Below are 14,099 nucleotides of genomic sequence, written 5' to 3'. Positions count from 1 at the left end.
GATGTCGGAGCGTCTCATGCCCAAGGTATGACACACCCTGCAGCCGTTGGGAATCTTGCGTCAGGTGACGAACACTATAGCCATGCCCTTCCCGCTATCGCCCCAGAGCATCGATGCCATCGCCGACATTATCAGCGGCGGCGGGGGCCATGACACGACGCCCCCCATCGGGATCTATCGCAGCGGGCCGAAGATCGAGAAGTTCATGCGCGCCTGCAATGTGGCCTTCACGGTGAGTGGCTCCCGCGTACCGTCGCTGGTGCAGTGCCTTATCAATCTCAACAACGGCTTTGATGCTGAGAAAGCGCTCGCAAAGATTATTGAGGCAGCCGCTGACCCACGCGATTTCATCCACGAGCCCGAGCGTCATGTCGCCGTGCTCGACCATCTCAACCGCGCGCTGCGCTTCGACAGCTTCGAGGTTCAACAGCAGGGCGGGCGGATGCGGCTTGTCGAGGCGGGCAAGAATGTCCCTGTCCTGGTGGAGCTGGCCGGGCTGTCCGAGGTGATCGACTTCGACACGGTGAGCCGCGATCTCGACCGCGCCCTCGCCAGCAGCCAGACCGACCCTGAAGATGCCGTCACCGCCGCGTGCAGCACGGTCGAGAGTGTCTGCCGGTCGATCCTCATCGAGTTGGGGCAGCCACTCCCCTCCAAGAAGGATGTGCAGGGGCTCTACAATGCCGTGAAGCAGCCGCTTGGTCTGTCCCCTGAGGGCCATCGCGCCCATGAGCGCGCAAGTAACCGCGCGCGCGGTCATGGGGGAAAGTCTGGATGTCACGAGAGATCTCCTCTGAGCCGTTGGAACACGGCAGTCACACGGGCCACATGGCCCTGGGTTTCGCGGAAAGGGGGAATGCCACCGTGGCGGGTGACCGCCTCGGGCCCGGCATTGTAGGCGGCCAACGCCAGCGCAGGATCGCCGAAGCGCTCCAGCATCATCAGAAGGTACCGGGCCGAGCCGTCGAGGTTCTGCGCAATGTCATGAGGATCGACGCCAAGATCACGCGCCGTGCCGGGCATCAACTGACCTAGTCCGATGGCCCCGACCGGGCTCAGCGCGCGCGGGTTATAGGCACTCTCGACCTCGATATTGGCGCGGTAGAACAGCGCCCAATCGGTGACTGACAAACCGGCCTGACGCAGAGCGTCATGGCTGCCGTAGCGGAGCGCCGTGGTCTCGATGGCGTGGAGGATTTCGGGGGTGGCGCGGATCGCGCGTGGTGTCGGGGCAAGTGCCGCAGTCTGCGCCAAGGGCGCTTGGGTGTCAGCGGTCTGTGGTCTTGCGAAAAGAAAGAGGCGGTCCGTCTGCGTCCCATCCGGGGCGGCGTCGGAGGTGTCGAACGCCCGCAGCGACTGCGTGCCGTTCGCGATATCGATCAGCTGCCCATCGGGGCTGACCTGGAAGATGAAACCGTCTGCTAGGGCCAAGGGTGCGGAACAAACACCTGTACCCAATGCAACGACGAGCGCGAACGCGCGGTCAGTCGTCCTTGACCAGAACCGGGCCAGTCCGCGGCTGTGCCACGCGGCCAGGGGCGGCGTGACGCTCGCGACCGCCTTCTTCAAGTGGAATGCTGGCGGTTGTGCAGCCCATCTCAGAAAGGAAGCTGACAAGACCGACGATGGTCTTGAACTCGCGCACCTTGAGGTAGCTGCGGCTGGTGACAAGCATCTTGTCGGCCCGACCGTCTTCCGCGACGGCGCGCGCAACCCATGTGCCGTACCAGCTGTTGTGCCGTTTCTCGCCAGCTTCCTTGCAGACCACCTCGAGGAGGTAGCCATCTGCAAGCAGGCTTCGCAGTCCGTCTTCTGTAACCACATTCGGGGCTTCTTCTATCATGGCCTTCCCTTGGGTCCTTTCCTGCCTGGGGTGCAGCATCGGTTCCGCGGGGTCGCAACACCGCGGTCGATACGAAACAACATGAACGATAGCAAGACAATAATAACGACTTGACGAAAATCGCCTTGCTCTGATAACGGTGCTACAGGACGAGATTGCAACATTAAAGGCGCAAAAGGAGTTTTGCCCTGCACATGTCATGTGCACGCAACGCTATTCTTGCGCTGATGATCGTGGCGACACCAGTGCAAGCCGCTATGGCTGCACCCTGTCTCGCCCCCGAACGCCCCTTCCTGCCGCAATCGCGCGAAGACATGCGCCTCTACGCCGACCTGCTCCGCGCGGACTTCGAGACCTATATCGCCGAGGTCCAGACCTATTTCCGCTGCCTTGACGAGGAACGCGCGCGCGCCTTTGTCGAGGCGCGTGAGGTGGTCGAGCAGTATGGACAGTTCCAGCACGCGCTCGAATAGCATCTGAAATCCGGTAAAGTCTGGCCTAAGCAGGGTTTTTCCAGTAACATGTCGGCAGGCTGCCTGTCTTGGGCTACCCCGAGTGCCGCAACACACTGCACTAGACGGTATTGATGCAGGCTACCCGAAATATTGTGATGGCTGGTTTCCGTACCCAGAGAAATCCTCAAGAACCAACATGCATCAGCACGTCTAGCGCGACTCGCTGGTAAGCGTCTCAAGACGGCATTGGATTCAGTCGTCAGTCGTTTGTCACGAGTGACGGCGAAGCTTTCCCGCTCGGTCATCGGACGTTTTTCCGGTACGGCGGGAAGGCTTCGTCAATTCGAACAAACAAGCAAAGGATGAAAACCATGGAAGCAAAATCCCCCGTACCGAACACCGCTGAGAGGATGAAGACCGTCAAGGCGGCTTGGGACGAGGCGCCGGCCGGACCCAAGAAGGATGCGTCACTGAAACACTATCAGGCGGCCGAGAGGGCGATGACGGACAAGCACGATCGCGATTGCAACCGCGAGCTTGACGCCGCGACCAAAGCGCTGGCTTAATCTGCTTTCGCCTTGAAACAAGGTCTCCCCGGCTTGAGTTGCGGGGGAGACGATCACCGCAGCAGTGGTCCGTCCTGATCGAGATAGGCAGTGTCGAATACGGCCAGCGCCTTGAGTCGCCCGAAATCATCAAAGACGACGCGTCCCGTTTTGAAGGTGACCAGACCCTCTTCGCGCATCTTGCGCAGTACACGGTTTACATGCACCGCACTCAGACCAAGAACATCGGCCAGATGATATTGTGTCAGGGGGCAATCATAGCCCGTGCGGTCACCCACACCGACGAGGGCAAGCCGAGCGCCGAGTTCAAGGAAAAAATGTGCCATTCGTTCTTCGGCTGAACGGCGCCCGAGATTGACAAGATGCTCCACAACCATCGCTTCATCGCGCGACGCTGCCCATAGCACTGCAGTTGCAAGACGCGGAGCCCGTGCAAATGAGTCCAGAATATCCGAAGCGATAACTTCCGAAGCTTCGATCCGCGTCACCGCTTCGACGCTATGATCGGCCGTGCGGAAAAGGATGCTGCGCAGGCCAAGGAAGTCACCCGGTATCTGGAAATCCACGATCTGCCGGTTACCGTCGGGCAAGATCTTGTAGGAACAGGCCCAGCCTTTCGACAGCACGAAAGCCGATGATCCTGTCTGCCCCTCGTGGATCATTTCATGCCCTGGCTCAAAGCTTCGGCGGCGGCGATCGAAGCGCGCCAATGTTTCCAGGTCTATCTCCGACAGGGCGACGAAGGCCGAAAGTTTGCGCGTGAGCGGGCTCAAGTTTGTCTGCATGGCTATTCCGATCAGAACGGGCAGCGGGCGCGTCGATAGCCGAGATACTCGGAAAAGAGGTCGGTCAGGCTGCTCTGTATCAGTTCACCCTAGCAGATCAGGGCTATGATCACGAGGTGTTCCGACCGAAGTTTGGCGGAGCGCTTGTCCCATGAGCGAAGGCCCTGAGAACCATGACCTTTCACAACGATATTGCCGGAACTGCCGCCCTCTCGATCTGCGAGTCGCTTCTGCTTGCGCTGAACGATCACAAGATCCTCCCCGAGGCCGAGATCGTCGGTGTTCTGAGGGATGCTGCCGCGGCACATGAGAATGCGCCGACAGGCGACAAGGATGAACTGAATGCGGCGGTTGCGGCGCTGATCAACGGTATCCTTGCGGGCGGCAACTCGGTGCGCCGACGCTGAGAGGGCCGCATTTCTGGCTGGCCGGCTGGCGAAGCTTCCGCTCGAACAAGCAAAGCTTGTGTGGAACCCTTTGGTCAGCCCTTTACAGGCGCCCCGTCAGCACCAAGGCAATCAGCACGACGAGGATCAGGCTGACAGTGCTGCTGGGGCCATAACCCCAGGACCGGCTGTGCCCCCAGATGGGAAGTACGCCAAGTAGCATCAGAGCAAGAACAGCAATCAGAATGGTGCCTAGCATGTTTCTGTTCCCGCCATCGGTATGGGTCTGGGTGGCCCCGCCGCGCGAGGGACGTCGCGACGGGGCCTTCCGGCAGGGGCATCAGACCTTTCGGGAGCCGCCCTTCGCCTTGCCGGATGCCTTGTGGAATGCCGCGTCCGTCTGGCTGGTCCTGACTTCGGCTTCGCGTGATTTGTAGGCGCTCGGCTCCTTGGCGCCTTTTGGCGCCCCGGTTCCGGGCTTCTTCTTTCTGTTCTTTTCCATTCGGTTCGATCTTTCTGCGAGGGTGAATCCAAGCCGAGCCAGCCTGCACGCAGGGCAGCAACGCCTCTTTTGCCAGCGGTCCTCAGATGGCCTTTGTTTTTCGATTGAACCGCGCTGATCAAAGAATCGCGCGATGCATGCCCTTCAGACTTGAATGACGCGCGAGCACGACTTTATCAGCGTGGAGGCCCTGTCACCCTAACCTGTATCAGCAGGATACGGGCGCGCAGCAGTCATCTGAGTTCGTATCTGACTGACTGAGGTAAGTGCGCAGTCCTTTGAACCTGTCATGATCGCCTCACCTTGGGTGTCGCCCTTCGGCGATCAGCGCAGGGCAAAAGGACAGAAAGGCGTTCTCATGACACAGACAAACATTGTGGGACTTGTCGCGTTTGCCATCGGTGCGGTGCTGCTTTTTTTCGCGTGGCGCGCCTCGCAGGCTCCCATGGACCAGATGTCCGAAGCGATGACAGGTCGCTTCACCGGCAATACGATGTGGTACCTGCTGGGCGGGATCGTCGGCGTCGTAGCCGGCGCAGCTCTGCTCTATCGCGGGTATATGCAGAGTTGACCGAAAAAAGGCTTCGGGGACCGCGCAGCGGTTCCCGACTTGTCGTCAGATAGTATCGACCACCTTCACCAATCGACTACGGACTTCGCACGCAATCGCTTGGAGCGCGGGGTTGTCGATCGCAAGCATCGAGGCGACCGGATCAACCGCGCTGACCTCCACGGCGGTATCGGTTTCGCGTAGGATCACGTTGCACGGAAGCATGACTCCGGCGCGGGGCTCGTGACCTATGGCTTGCCATGCAAGACCGGGATTACACGCCCCGAGTATCCGATAACCGGGCATGTCGATCCCAAGCTTTGCCTTCATCGTCGCCTTCACGTCGATCTCGGTCAACACACCGAAACCATGCGCCGCTAGGGCGGTGCGGGTACGCTTCTCAACGGCACTTATATCGGTGTCCTTGATCAGTCGGTTGATTGTAAAGTTCACGGGTTCACCTCTGCTGGTCTGCGGGGCCATGCCGTTCAGGTCACGGGGCTTTGCTGATGCGACAACCGCACCCATTTTCCGGCGTCGTTCAGCCAGGTCGAGGCACATAATACTTCGTGGATCGGGTTGCCGTTCTTTTGCGCCTGGACGCGATAGGCAAGGATCGCGACAGCGCCACGGCGCACGATGCTGCGGTCGGACATTTCGATCAAGCGCCAGCCGGTATCAGCCATGGGGTGGGCCCAGATCGCGTCGCCCTGAAATATCCCGGAAGGGTAGGGAAAGATAACGATCGCACCTGCGGCCGTGTTGGTGCGCGCGCCGTCTCGACCGCTGGTCCAAAATGCGCCCTCAAGTTCCCAAAGGTCCTGATCGCGCGGTCTGTCCATGAGCGATCCCCTCAACTTCCGGAGCCTCAGTTTCCGGTTCCGTCGAACCCGACAACCAGCGAATGGATCAGGTAGAGTACGACCATGAGGACGCCAAGGATGGGGCCGATGCCCAGCTTTCCACCTGGCAGTGCCGCGTCGCCCGCCATACGGGTCCGTTGTCGTGCGCCCTTTGGCAAGAGGTCGATCAAACGGCGCGAAACAGCGGCATGATTATCCTTCAATGTGGGGACATCGGTAAACCGGATCAGCAAGGTATCCAGACGGTTACGCGCTTCGTCGCGCGTCAGGTCGGCCAGATCGGACGCTGCCTCCCAGGGTTCCAGTCCGACCCTGGCCAAGGCTGACAGTACCGTGACCGAGTTGTCGTTCCGGTCCTTGCCCAGCGTGGCATAGAGAAACGTGTCGAACGGTGTTCCGCCCTGACGCATGTCATCCATTGTTGGCATGGTTAGCCCCCTTTCAGAAAGAATTGGCCAAGCACGTCGTGCCCAGCGGGCAAGGTAGCCGGGTTCACAGCGCTGCTTGCTGATCCAGATCAGTTTCGGAGCGAGGAAGTACATGTTTGCCTTGTTCGCCGCGAAGCTAACACCGATCAGTTCGCGCAAGGCCGCAGCGCTGTAGAACTGGTTCACGCCCACACCAGACTCAGGCGAAGGCCGCTGTCCGATCCCGGACGGCGGACACCAAAGGAGCGTCCAATGAACACCCCTGAATGGCTGAAACCCGGACTGATAGGAGCGGTCAGCGGGGGGTTGCTGGTCGCGCTGGCAGGTTTTGCCTGGGCGGGATGGATGACCACGACCCGTGCCGGACACATGGGTCAGGCGATGGCTGACCAACAGGTGATCGCCGCGCTTGTCCCCGTCTGCGTAGAGCGCGCGGGTCGCGACCCTGATCGCTTGGGCAAGCTTGCGACAATCCGGCAGGCCACTGGCACCGGCCAACGCGATGCCGTGGCGGCAACCGGATGGGCCACTATCCCGGGCAATGCCAATGCCAGCCGCGCCCTGGCATCGGCTTGCCTGACCGCACTCGATCTCGAGGCAGCATAGTGTGATGGTGTCGCGGGGAAACAATGAACCTCCACAACCGGCAGCGCCGCGCGCACTGCCCGAAAGAACCGATCTGGAGCGTCGCGTCCTGGCCCATGAAAGGATCCTGCAATCGCTGATCGCCTATATGTCGAGGACGGAGCCGCGTTTTCTTGATCATCTGAGCAAGACCTTCGTCGACCCGCTGGCCATGGTCCAACATGAGCAAGACTATACCGACAGTGCCGATTATGCCGGGGAGTTCATCCGCGCTGTCACAGCGCTGAACACCGCGCATGAACTACGCCGGCGCCCGATGCTCGGTCCTTTGCATCCAAGGATCAATGGCCGGAACGATGCAACGAGGGTTCCTTCCCATCTGCCGCAGAAGGACCGCGTTCAGGTCTGCGAGCGAAACGGGATCTGGGCGGTGACGGTCGATGGGGCGTTTCATGGCGACTATCACGCACGTGAACATGCCGAGGCCGCCGCCGCTGTTGCAAGGTTGGGCACCGCCTGAACGCGAAACGCGCCGCGATAACCGGTAACGCCGTTTGCCATGAGAACAGCCAACAGCCGCCGCCCCGACCAAAGGATGATCAAAACTTCAAAGACAAGGAAACGCCCCATGCAAGATGCGATGATCAAGACCACAGCCGTGTTCGGCAGGCCCTTCAACATCGCGGGCTTTGGCGAGACCCTGCCGGCAGGCGAATACGATCTGGAAACAGAGATATCGGCACCGCCCGATCATCGGGACCCGGAACGCTGGAAGGCTTCGGTTCTGGTGCGGCTGCATCCGCGCCAATCTCATCCGGGCCTCGCGCGCAGCCTGACAGTACCGCTTTCGGTTCTCGATCAAGCGCTTGCGCGCGATAAGCTCACCGGCAGCGGCATCGTGGATTTTTTCGTCGAGGAGATGCTGGCCGATCCGATGATCCAGCTGGTGATGCGAGCTGACCGTGTCTCGGAAGCCGAAATACGACAGCTGTATTCGAGGACCAGTCGCTCCGCTGACGCGCCGGACGCACCGCTTTCAGCAGGCCCGCAACTATCGGGCTCTGACCGCCAGGATGCCACGGCCCTGCAACGCGCGGAGAATGAGGGCATGCCGTCGCAGCGAAAGAGCGAATCTGGGAGTCGAAAGCTCAAGGCGGGGTACCGGTGATGGCTACAGGCGCTCTCCGGAAGCGGGCACCCGACATACCCGCGCGGCGGCGAGGCCGCCATCTTTTGCGGATCGCGCGCCACTGCCTTCTGGCCGCGTTCTTGGCCGGTATTGCCACATCAGGCCAGGCGCAGGACGGCGCGGGCCCCGCACCCGACAATGCCCAGGACCGTCGCTATGGCAGCGGCTGGGACTGCAACCCGGGCTACCGGATTGCCGAAGGGGTATGTGTCGCGCTCGAGATGCCGGCCAATTCCTACCCGACGGGAAGGTCCCACGGAATCGGCTGGGCCTGTCAGCATGGCTATCGCGAGGTGGCGGGAGGTGCCTGCACGGCTGTCGTCGTGCCCGAAAACGGGTTTCTGGATGCCTCAGGTCTGGGCTGGGACTGCGAGCGTGGCTACCGGAAACTGCGCGACGGATGCGCGTTGATCGAAGTGCCCGAGAATGCTTACCTTGCTGATCGCGGCCTTGGCGCGGGCTGGGAGTGTGACCGCGGCCATGTTCCTCAGGCCGGCGCCTGTGTTCCCATTGTCATTCCAGAGAACGCCTATCCGACAAATGCGCCCCACGGGGCAGCATGGCGCTGTGAACGAGGCTTTGTCGCAAATGGTGGCCGCTGCGACCCCGTCCCCGTCCCCTTGAACGCCTTTCTGGACGACCGTGGGTATGGACCGGGCTGGCGCTGCGACCGCGGCTTCGAGGCGCGGGCGGAGGAATGCGTCGCCCTCGACGTGCCGGAAAACGCCCATTTGGACCGTTCGGGCAATCGTTGGCAGTGCAACCGGGGTTTTCAGTTGTCGGAGGGTGCCCGATGCGTCCTGACCCGTTAAGCATCCCGGCATCGCCAGACCGGAACCGGACCAAAGGGGATGATCCCATGCTGATCCGGGTCGGATGCCGCCTGCAGTTCAGCCTGACGCAGCCGACGCCGCTGATCGCCATTCTTGGCGTCCATCACAGCCGCTACGGCGATCTCGTGAAGGCGGACGATCTTTCGACAACACCGTCGGTGCCGTTCACAGGCTACCGGGACAGGTTCGACAACTGGTGCACGCGCCTCGTGGCTCCGGCGGGGGAATTTGTTCTGTCGACGGATGGCGTCTTCCGTGACACAGGGCAACCCGACCCTGTGGCACCCGCCGCGCACCAACATGCGGTGCAGGATCTGCCGGATGAAACGCTCGTCTATCTGCTGGGCAGTCGCTATTGCGATACCGATCTTCTGTCGGACGAAGCATGGCGCCGCTTTGGCCAGACCAGGCCCGGATGGGCGCGCGTGCAGGCGGTCTGTGACTTTGTGCATGGGCATCTGGAATTCGGCTATCATCATGCAAGGCCCACCCGGACCGCGTTACAGGCCATGATCGAAGGCCATGGTGTTTGTCGCGACTTCACGCATCTGGCAATTGCCCTGTGCCGATGTCTGAATTTTCCCGCCCGCTATTGCACCGGGTATCTTGGCGAAATTGGCGAGCCCTTGCCCCACCCGCCGGGCGATTTTGCCGCCTGGATGGAGGTATATATTCAGGGCAGGTGGTGGGTGTTCGACCCGCGCAATAACAAGCCGCGCATCGGTCGGGTGTTGGTCGCCCGCGGTCGCGATGCGGCCGATGTTCCCCTGACGCAGACTTTCGGATTGCACGTCATGACGGATTTCAAGGTATGGACCGACAAGGTCGGGCCTGAGACACTGTCGCAGGAGCGGGCAAAATGATGGCGGGATATGACCCTCCGGCACTGTTTGGCCACTGGTGTGGATACGCGCGCCATGGCTGAATACCCTGTCAACCTTGATGGCGAACGGAGCCTTGAAGACCGGAATGCCGCTGAATTGCGCAGAGCTTGTCAGAAGGCATGCTATGTAGCGCCGATGCATCATCCGGCCCGGGACCTCGAGATCCGTTCGGCCTTGCAGGTAGGCCCTGCCGACAACTGGAAAGATGCCGCAAGCAAGGTGAGTTTTCTGCTCGGTCGCTTCGCCCAGACACCGCAGGGGCAGGAAGAACGGATACAGAAGCTGATCCAGCGCGCCCTGAGCGACGTCGCACGGCTGATCAAACGCGAGGAGCGCAAGAGTGAGTGATCGCGAAGCAGAACTGACTGTTCAACGTCCTGCGATTGGCGACGTACCTGCCCAGCGGCACTGCCTGCGCTGTGACGCTATCTTCTGGAGCACCGGTTTCGGCGAGCGCATCTGCAAGAAATGCAAGGCGCGGTCTGCCTGGAAGTCCGCCACCCTGTCCCCCGTCGGACGGTCCAGCCGCCGGTCGGCCAAGTAATCGAGACGCGCCGGACATGCCACTTTTGAACATCAGCCACCGGACCGAATACCGCTATGCAGCCCCCGTGGCGCTTGGCCCGCATCGCCTGATGCTGCGCCCGCGCGAGACGAACGAACTGCGCCTGCTGTCCTTTGAGCTTGAGCTTTCGCCCAAGGCGAGCGTGGCATGGGCGCACGATGTTGCCGGAAATTCCATCGCCACGGCAGGTTTTTCCGGCCTGACCGATGCGCTGGTGGTCGAAAGCAGGATGATCGTGGATCTGATTGCGCCAGCCTGGCCGGTTTTCGATATCGCGGCTGCGGCGCAGCACTACCCTTTTCGCTATTCCGACGAGGATTGGATCGATCTTGGCGCGCTGGCCCGTCCGCAATATGTCGATGTGGTCGGGCGTCTGTCAGACTGGGTCGAAGGGTTCGTCATGACGCGACCAACCGACACCCTCTCGCTGCTCAAGGATATTTCCGCTGGCGTATCGGCCCGCATCAACTACCAGAGCCGCGAGGTCGAAGGCACGCAAGGTCCGCTGGAGACCCTGGATCGCGGCTGGGGATCGTGCCGCGACATCGCGGTTCTGTTTGCCGAGGCGGTCCGCACGCTGGGCTTCGGTGCGAGGATCGTCTCGGGCTATCTTTGGATCGCGTCCACAAAACTTCTCGGATCGACGGGCGCGGGGTCTACCCATGCCTGGGTCGAGGTTTTCGTGCCTGGCGCCGGCTGGATCGCCTTCGATCCGACCAACCGGTCCATGGGCTCGGCCAATCTGGTCCCGGTCGCGGCTGCCCGCCACATCAGCCAGGTCGCACCCGTGACAGGCAGTTTCCAAGGCCAGCCCGGTGACCTGGTGGCGATGAAAGTGGAGGTTGCAGTGGGGGAAGCATGAACAGCGCCTTTGGCCACGAACGCGAAAGTCTGCAATGTGGCCGCCCTTCATGGCAAATCGCTTTCCCACCGCCCTGCAAGCACTTTCAGCGCCGAAGCCCGGGCCACTACCCCACAGACAAGGCCGGGCCAAGCGTCAGCCTCTTCAACCCTTCGCTTCGATCGGTTTGATGCCTGCGATCAAGCCGGCCAGTTCCATCGGAAACGGGAAAATTATGGTCGAGTTCTTCTCTGCTGCGATGATGTTGAGTGAGCTGAGATAGCGTAGCTGCATCGCGCCAGGGTCGCGGGACATGATTTGCGCGGCTTCCAGCAGCTTCTCGGCTGCCTGCGCCTCGCCTTGTGCGTTGATGACCTTGGCGCGGCGCTCGCGCTCGGCTTCGGCCTGCTGAGCGATTGCACGGATCATGCTTTCGTTCACATCAACATGCTTGATCTCGACATTTGAGACCTTGATGCCCCAGGTGTCGGTCTGCGCATCCAGCAGTTCTTGAATGTCACGATTGAGCGTGTCGCGTTCGGACAGCATCTCGTCCAGTTCGTGCTTGCCCAGGACAGAGCGCAGCGTCGTCTGCGCGAGTTCGCTGGTCGCCTGCATGAAGTTCTCGACCTGGATGGTGGCGCGTTCGGCGTCCATGACGCGGAAATAGATCACCGCGTTGACCCGGACCGAGACGTTGTCGCGGCTGATCACATCCTGGCTCGGTACGTCCAGCACCTTGACCCGCATGTCCACACGGACAACCTGCTGGATGCCCGGGATCACAATGATCAGACCGGGGCCCTTGACCCCGGTGAATCGGCCGAGCGTGAAGACCACTGCGCGTTCGTATTCACGCAGGATCTTTATGGCTGCGGCCAGCAGCGCCAGAAAGAAGACGACCAGAACGCCGTAGAAGCCAAGATCATACAATAATTCCATGTCATCCTCCTGCCCCTTGGGGCGGTGTTTCAGGTGGCGTGGCCCGGTGGTTCGACTTGAAGCACAAGCCCGCTTATCGCGGTGATGCAGATGGGTTCTTGCGGGGGCAGAACTTCGGGGCCGATGGCCTGCCAGCGCTCGCCCTTGGCCCATACATGGCCTTGGCCCTTTTGCCAGTCCAGGACCGTCGCAGGTGCACCGATCATTGCCTCGGCGCCGCTGACCACCCTTGCGGCGAATGACCGCGCCGCGAGGCGCGCGATGATCAGCGTCGAGATCAGCCCTGCAACGGCCACGCCGGCTATGATTGGCACCGAGACCACGAAGCCCGGTGCGTCGGTGTCGATCAGAATTACTGCCCCCAGCACAAGCGCCGCTGTGCCGCCAATACCCAGGACGCCGAAGGACGGCGCAAAGGCCTCGGCCACGATCAGGGCCAGGCCCAGTAGGATAAGCCCGATCCCAGCATAGCTGACGGGCAGCAGTGCCAGCGCATAGAGGCCCAGGATCAGGCTGATCCCGCCGACTGTGCCCGCAACCAGCACGCCGGGGTTCAGGAACTCAAGGATGATGCCATAGACTCCCACCAGCATCAGGATCAGCGCGACATTCGGGTTGGTGATCACGCTCAAGATGGCGGTGCGCCAGTCCGGGGTGATCACCTCATGCGCCAGCCCGGCCGTGGCAAGGGTCAGCGGCCCGCCTTCCATCATCACGACGCGACCATCGGCCTGGTTCAGCAGCGCCACCAGATCGGCAGCGACAAAGTCGATCACCCCCTCGGCCGCAGCGGCACCCGAGCTGAGGCTTTCGCCCCGCCGCACGGCCGCCTCGGCCCAATCGGCATTGCGCCCGCGCAGTTCCGCCAACCCGCGGATATAGGCCACGGCATCGTTGATCACCTTCGCCTCCATCGCGGTGCCGCTCGGCCGGGGCGGGGCGGCAGGAGGGTCCGCAGGCGTGGCCTGGCTGTCGTCATCCCGCGGCGGGGCCACGGGCAGGGGCGCGCGCGGCCCATCCTCGGCGCCGCCCGGCCCGGTCAGGGACACCGGCGTCGCCGCCCCCAGATTGGTGGCCGGTGCCATCGCAGCAATGTGACTGGCATAGAGGATGTATGTGCCAGCGCTGGCCGCCCGTCCGCCTTGCGGGGCCACCCAGGCGGCCACTGGTACGGGCGAGGCCAGGATCGCCTGGATGATCTCGCGCATTGATGTGTCCAGACCGCCCGGCGTGTCCAGCTTCAGAACCACCAGCGGGCTGCCCCGCGCGGCGGCGGCACCAAGATTGCGGCGGATGTAGTCCGACATGGCCGGCGACACCGGCCCTTTTGCAGTCAGCACGATCACTGGCGGCAGCGAAGGGCGATCCTGTCCGGCAAGGCTCGCGGCTGCGAACAGAAGGATCAAGGCCATGACAAGGCGTCGCATCAGACCGAACGACGGATATCGGCCTCGTTTCTTCACACGATGTTGCCTGCTGTTCCTTGTGGCGGGCGGCGGTGCTGCTTGCATTACGTCTGGTCTTTTCGTAACGGCCTTGTGCCAGTCAGGCGAGCTTCGGCTTGGTGCAGAGACATCGGCATGAGCATGAGCATGGCTAGTAGCAGTGCTTCGTCGAAGATCAGGCCGTATTCGCCGGCCACAGGCAATTCGTCGGAGTCTTGAAGCCCAGAATATTCGGGAAAAGTTACCAAGGTACGTGTCGCCCGACTTTCCATCGCAATTCTCCTTCTGACAGTTACATCCCGGCCCCCGGCGGATCGTCAAAGTGCGGAGTGAAAACAAGAATGGCGGATAGAGACAAGACGCTAGGCTCCAGACTCATTGATATTCAAAGCCAGAAGAGGACGGTTGCGGCGAGCGCGACGGCGGAGAGGAACACT

Annotated in this window: 23 protein-coding genes; 11 read left to right on the top strand and 12 right to left on the bottom strand. The window is 61.7% G+C overall.

Annotation, left to right across the window (positions count from 1 at the left end; genetic code table 11):
- Window positions 1-94 precede the first annotated feature (94 nt).
- The 3 genes from HUK65_RS19285 to HUK65_RS16910 are packed head-to-tail and all read right to left on the bottom strand — an operon-like array spanning window position 95 to window position 1,843.
- A complete protein-coding gene (locus HUK65_RS19285) occupies window positions 95-760 on the bottom strand; it encodes a hypothetical protein (RefSeq protein WP_179907451.1) in 666 nt (221 codons plus the stop codon).
- Between the two features lie 17 nt (window positions 761-777).
- Window positions 778-1,431 carry a lytic transglycosylase domain-containing protein gene (locus tag HUK65_RS16915; protein WP_407692438.1) on the bottom strand — a complete coding sequence of 218 codons (654 nt, stop codon included), beginning with the start codon at window positions 1,429-1,431 and terminating at the stop codon, window positions 778-780.
- Window positions 1,432-1,483: 52 nt separating this feature from the next.
- The gene (locus tag HUK65_RS16910) at window positions 1,484-1,843 is read right to left on the bottom strand and encodes a hypothetical protein (protein WP_179907450.1); all 360 of its coding nucleotides are present in this window, start codon (window positions 1,841-1,843) and stop codon (window positions 1,484-1,486) included.
- A 257-nt stretch (window positions 1,844-2,100) separates the two neighbouring features.
- On the opposite strand from HUK65_RS16910, the gene HUK65_RS16905 reads away from it, so the two are divergent.
- Window positions 2,101-2,316 (top strand): hypothetical protein, encoded by a 216-nt coding sequence (locus HUK65_RS16905; protein ID WP_235442232.1) that lies wholly within the window; start codon window positions 2,101-2,103, stop codon window positions 2,314-2,316.
- Between the two features lie 353 nt (window positions 2,317-2,669).
- Complete coding sequence (locus HUK65_RS16900) at window positions 2,670-2,864, top strand: hypothetical protein (RefSeq protein ID WP_179907449.1); 195 nt, start codon at window positions 2,670-2,672, stop codon at window positions 2,862-2,864.
- Window positions 2,865-2,917: 53 nt separating this feature from the next.
- On the opposite strand, the gene HUK65_RS16895 is transcribed toward HUK65_RS16900, so the two are convergent.
- Window positions 2,918-3,649, bottom strand: a complete 732-nt coding sequence (locus HUK65_RS16895) for a Crp/Fnr family transcriptional regulator (protein ID WP_179907448.1) — start codon at window positions 3,647-3,649, stop codon at window positions 2,918-2,920.
- Window positions 3,650-3,822: 173 nt separating this feature from the next.
- Between HUK65_RS16895 and HUK65_RS16890 the strand changes: the two genes are divergently transcribed.
- On the top strand, window positions 3,823-4,056 hold the full coding sequence (locus HUK65_RS16890) for a hypothetical protein (RefSeq protein ID WP_179907447.1): 234 nt from the start codon (window positions 3,823-3,825) through the stop codon (window positions 4,054-4,056).
- An 82-nt stretch (window positions 4,057-4,138) separates the two neighbouring features.
- Here the strand turns inward: HUK65_RS16890 and HUK65_RS16885 are convergent, their stop codons facing one another.
- Window positions 4,139-4,294, bottom strand: a complete 156-nt coding sequence (locus tag HUK65_RS16885; protein ID WP_179907446.1) for a DUF3309 domain-containing protein — start codon at window positions 4,292-4,294, stop codon at window positions 4,139-4,141.
- Window positions 4,295-4,375: 81 nt separating this feature from the next.
- Window positions 4,376-4,537 carry a hypothetical protein gene (locus HUK65_RS16880; protein ID WP_179907445.1) on the bottom strand — a complete coding sequence of 54 codons (162 nt, stop codon included), beginning with the start codon at window positions 4,535-4,537 and terminating at the stop codon, window positions 4,376-4,378.
- 289 nt (window positions 4,538-4,826) lie between these two features.
- Between HUK65_RS16880 and HUK65_RS16875 the strand changes: the two genes are divergently transcribed.
- On the top strand, window positions 4,827-5,108 hold the full coding sequence (locus HUK65_RS16875; RefSeq protein WP_235442231.1) for a DUF3185 family protein: 282 nt from the start codon (window positions 4,827-4,829) through the stop codon (window positions 5,106-5,108).
- 45 nt (window positions 5,109-5,153) lie between these two features.
- Here HUK65_RS16875 and HUK65_RS16870 read toward each other — a convergent pair whose 3' ends face one another.
- The 3 genes from HUK65_RS16870 to HUK65_RS16860 are packed head-to-tail and all read right to left on the bottom strand — an operon-like array spanning window position 5,154 to window position 6,564.
- Window positions 5,154-5,540, bottom strand: a complete 387-nt coding sequence (locus HUK65_RS16870; protein WP_179907444.1) for a DUF302 domain-containing protein — start codon at window positions 5,538-5,540, stop codon at window positions 5,154-5,156.
- A gap of 35 nt (window positions 5,541-5,575) precedes the next feature.
- The gene (locus HUK65_RS16865) at window positions 5,576-5,929 is read right to left on the bottom strand and encodes a hypothetical protein (protein ID WP_179907443.1); all 354 of its coding nucleotides are present in this window, start codon (window positions 5,927-5,929) and stop codon (window positions 5,576-5,578) included.
- A 26-nt stretch (window positions 5,930-5,955) separates the two neighbouring features.
- Window positions 5,956-6,564, bottom strand: coding sequence for a hypothetical protein (locus HUK65_RS16860; protein ID WP_179907442.1), 609 nt, complete (start codon window positions 6,562-6,564; stop codon window positions 5,956-5,958).
- Window positions 6,565-6,630: 66 nt separating this feature from the next.
- Here HUK65_RS16860 and HUK65_RS16855 point away from each other — a divergent pair, with 66 nt between their 5' ends.
- From HUK65_RS16855 to HUK65_RS16825, 7 genes are all read left to right on the top strand, one after another.
- Window positions 6,631-6,984 carry a hypothetical protein gene (locus HUK65_RS16855; protein WP_179907441.1) on the top strand — a complete coding sequence of 118 codons (354 nt, stop codon included), beginning with the start codon at window positions 6,631-6,633 and terminating at the stop codon, window positions 6,982-6,984.
- Window positions 6,985-6,988: 4 nt separating this feature from the next.
- The gene (locus tag HUK65_RS16850; RefSeq protein ID WP_179907452.1) at window positions 6,989-7,483 is read left to right on the top strand and encodes a hypothetical protein; all 495 of its coding nucleotides are present in this window, start codon (window positions 6,989-6,991) and stop codon (window positions 7,481-7,483) included.
- A gap of 108 nt (window positions 7,484-7,591) precedes the next feature.
- Window positions 7,592-8,131, top strand: coding sequence for a hypothetical protein (locus HUK65_RS16845; RefSeq protein WP_179907440.1), 540 nt, complete (start codon window positions 7,592-7,594; stop codon window positions 8,129-8,131).
- 101 nt (window positions 8,132-8,232) lie between these two features.
- The gene (locus tag HUK65_RS16840) at window positions 8,233-8,964 is read left to right on the top strand and encodes a hypothetical protein (RefSeq protein WP_179907439.1); all 732 of its coding nucleotides are present in this window, start codon (window positions 8,233-8,235) and stop codon (window positions 8,962-8,964) included.
- Window positions 8,965-9,011: 47 nt separating this feature from the next.
- The gene (locus tag HUK65_RS16835; RefSeq protein ID WP_179907438.1) at window positions 9,012-9,848 is read left to right on the top strand and encodes a transglutaminase-like domain-containing protein; all 837 of its coding nucleotides are present in this window, start codon (window positions 9,012-9,014) and stop codon (window positions 9,846-9,848) included.
- A 54-nt stretch (window positions 9,849-9,902) separates the two neighbouring features.
- Window positions 9,903-10,217, top strand: a complete 315-nt coding sequence (locus HUK65_RS16830; protein WP_179907437.1) for a hypothetical protein — start codon at window positions 9,903-9,905, stop codon at window positions 10,215-10,217.
- A gap of 212 nt (window positions 10,218-10,429) precedes the next feature.
- Window positions 10,430-11,296: a transglutaminase family protein gene (locus HUK65_RS16825; protein ID WP_179907436.1), complete on the top strand. Its 867-nt coding sequence runs from the start codon at window positions 10,430-10,432 to the stop codon at window positions 11,294-11,296.
- A 144-nt stretch (window positions 11,297-11,440) separates the two neighbouring features.
- On the opposite strand, the gene HUK65_RS16820 is transcribed toward HUK65_RS16825, so the two are convergent.
- The 3 genes from HUK65_RS16820 to HUK65_RS16810 form a co-directional block, all read right to left on the bottom strand.
- On the bottom strand, window positions 11,441-12,217 hold the full coding sequence (locus tag HUK65_RS16820) for a slipin family protein (protein WP_179907435.1): 777 nt from the start codon (window positions 12,215-12,217) through the stop codon (window positions 11,441-11,443).
- 29 nt (window positions 12,218-12,246) lie between these two features.
- Window positions 12,247-13,629: an NfeD family protein gene (locus HUK65_RS16815; RefSeq protein ID WP_235442229.1), complete on the bottom strand. Its 1,383-nt coding sequence runs from the start codon at window positions 13,627-13,629 to the stop codon at window positions 12,247-12,249.
- Window positions 13,630-13,727: 98 nt separating this feature from the next.
- The gene (locus HUK65_RS16810; protein ID WP_179907433.1) at window positions 13,728-13,934 is read right to left on the bottom strand and encodes a hypothetical protein; all 207 of its coding nucleotides are present in this window, start codon (window positions 13,932-13,934) and stop codon (window positions 13,728-13,730) included.
- Window positions 13,935-14,099: the final 165 nt, after the last annotated feature.

This window comes from Rhabdonatronobacter sediminivivens (assembly GCF_013415485.1).
Classification (GTDB): domain Bacteria; phylum Pseudomonadota; class Alphaproteobacteria; order Rhodobacterales; family Rhodobacteraceae; genus Rhabdonatronobacter; species Rhabdonatronobacter sediminivivens.
This window is presented reverse-complemented; position numbering and strand designations above follow the sequence as displayed.

Bases quoted from the DNA above. Each gene is read 5' to 3' on its own strand.
- HUK65_RS19285 (WP_179907451.1), bottom strand. From the start codon at position 760: ATGACCGCGCGCGCGGTTACTTGCGCGCTCATGGGCGCGATGGCCCTC.
- HUK65_RS16910 (WP_179907450.1), bottom strand. From the start codon at position 1,843: ATGATAGAAGAAGCCCCGAATGTGGTTACAGAAGACGGACTGCGAAGC.
- HUK65_RS16905 (WP_235442232.1), top strand. From the start codon at position 2,101: ATGGCTGCACCCTGTCTCGCCCCCGAACGCCCCTTCCTGCCGCAATCG.
- HUK65_RS16900 (WP_179907449.1), top strand. From the start codon at position 2,670: ATGGAAGCAAAATCCCCCGTACCGAACACCGCTGAGAGGATGAAGACC.
- HUK65_RS16895 (WP_179907448.1), bottom strand. From the start codon at position 3,649: ATGCAGACAAACTTGAGCCCGCTCACGCGCAAACTTTCGGCCTTCGTC.
- HUK65_RS16890 (WP_179907447.1), top strand. From the start codon at position 3,823: ATGACCTTTCACAACGATATTGCCGGAACTGCCGCCCTCTCGATCTGC.
- HUK65_RS16885 (WP_179907446.1), bottom strand. From the start codon at position 4,294: ATGCTAGGCACCATTCTGATTGCTGTTCTTGCTCTGATGCTACTTGGC.
- HUK65_RS16880 (WP_179907445.1), bottom strand. From the start codon at position 4,537: ATGGAAAAGAACAGAAAGAAGAAGCCCGGAACCGGGGCGCCAAAAGGC.
- HUK65_RS16875 (WP_235442231.1), top strand. From the start codon at position 4,827: ATGATCGCCTCACCTTGGGTGTCGCCCTTCGGCGATCAGCGCAGGGCA.
- HUK65_RS16865 (WP_179907443.1), bottom strand. From the start codon at position 5,929: ATGGACAGACCGCGCGATCAGGACCTTTGGGAACTTGAGGGCGCATTT.
- HUK65_RS16855 (WP_179907441.1), top strand. From the start codon at position 6,631: ATGAACACCCCTGAATGGCTGAAACCCGGACTGATAGGAGCGGTCAGC.
- HUK65_RS16850 (WP_179907452.1), top strand. From the start codon at position 6,989: ATGGTGTCGCGGGGAAACAATGAACCTCCACAACCGGCAGCGCCGCGC.
- HUK65_RS16845 (WP_179907440.1), top strand. From the start codon at position 7,592: ATGCAAGATGCGATGATCAAGACCACAGCCGTGTTCGGCAGGCCCTTC.
- HUK65_RS16835 (WP_179907438.1), top strand. From the start codon at position 9,012: ATGCTGATCCGGGTCGGATGCCGCCTGCAGTTCAGCCTGACGCAGCCG.
- HUK65_RS16830 (WP_179907437.1), top strand. From the start codon at position 9,903: ATGGCTGAATACCCTGTCAACCTTGATGGCGAACGGAGCCTTGAAGAC.
- HUK65_RS16825 (WP_179907436.1), top strand. From the start codon at position 10,430: ATGCCACTTTTGAACATCAGCCACCGGACCGAATACCGCTATGCAGCC.
- HUK65_RS16820 (WP_179907435.1), bottom strand. From the start codon at position 12,217: ATGGAATTATTGTATGATCTTGGCTTCTACGGCGTTCTGGTCGTCTTC.
- HUK65_RS16815 (WP_235442229.1), bottom strand. From the start codon at position 13,629: ATGGCCTTGATCCTTCTGTTCGCAGCCGCGAGCCTTGCCGGACAGGAT.
- HUK65_RS16810 (WP_179907433.1), bottom strand. From the start codon at position 13,934: ATGGAAAGTCGGGCGACACGTACCTTGGTAACTTTTCCCGAATATTCT.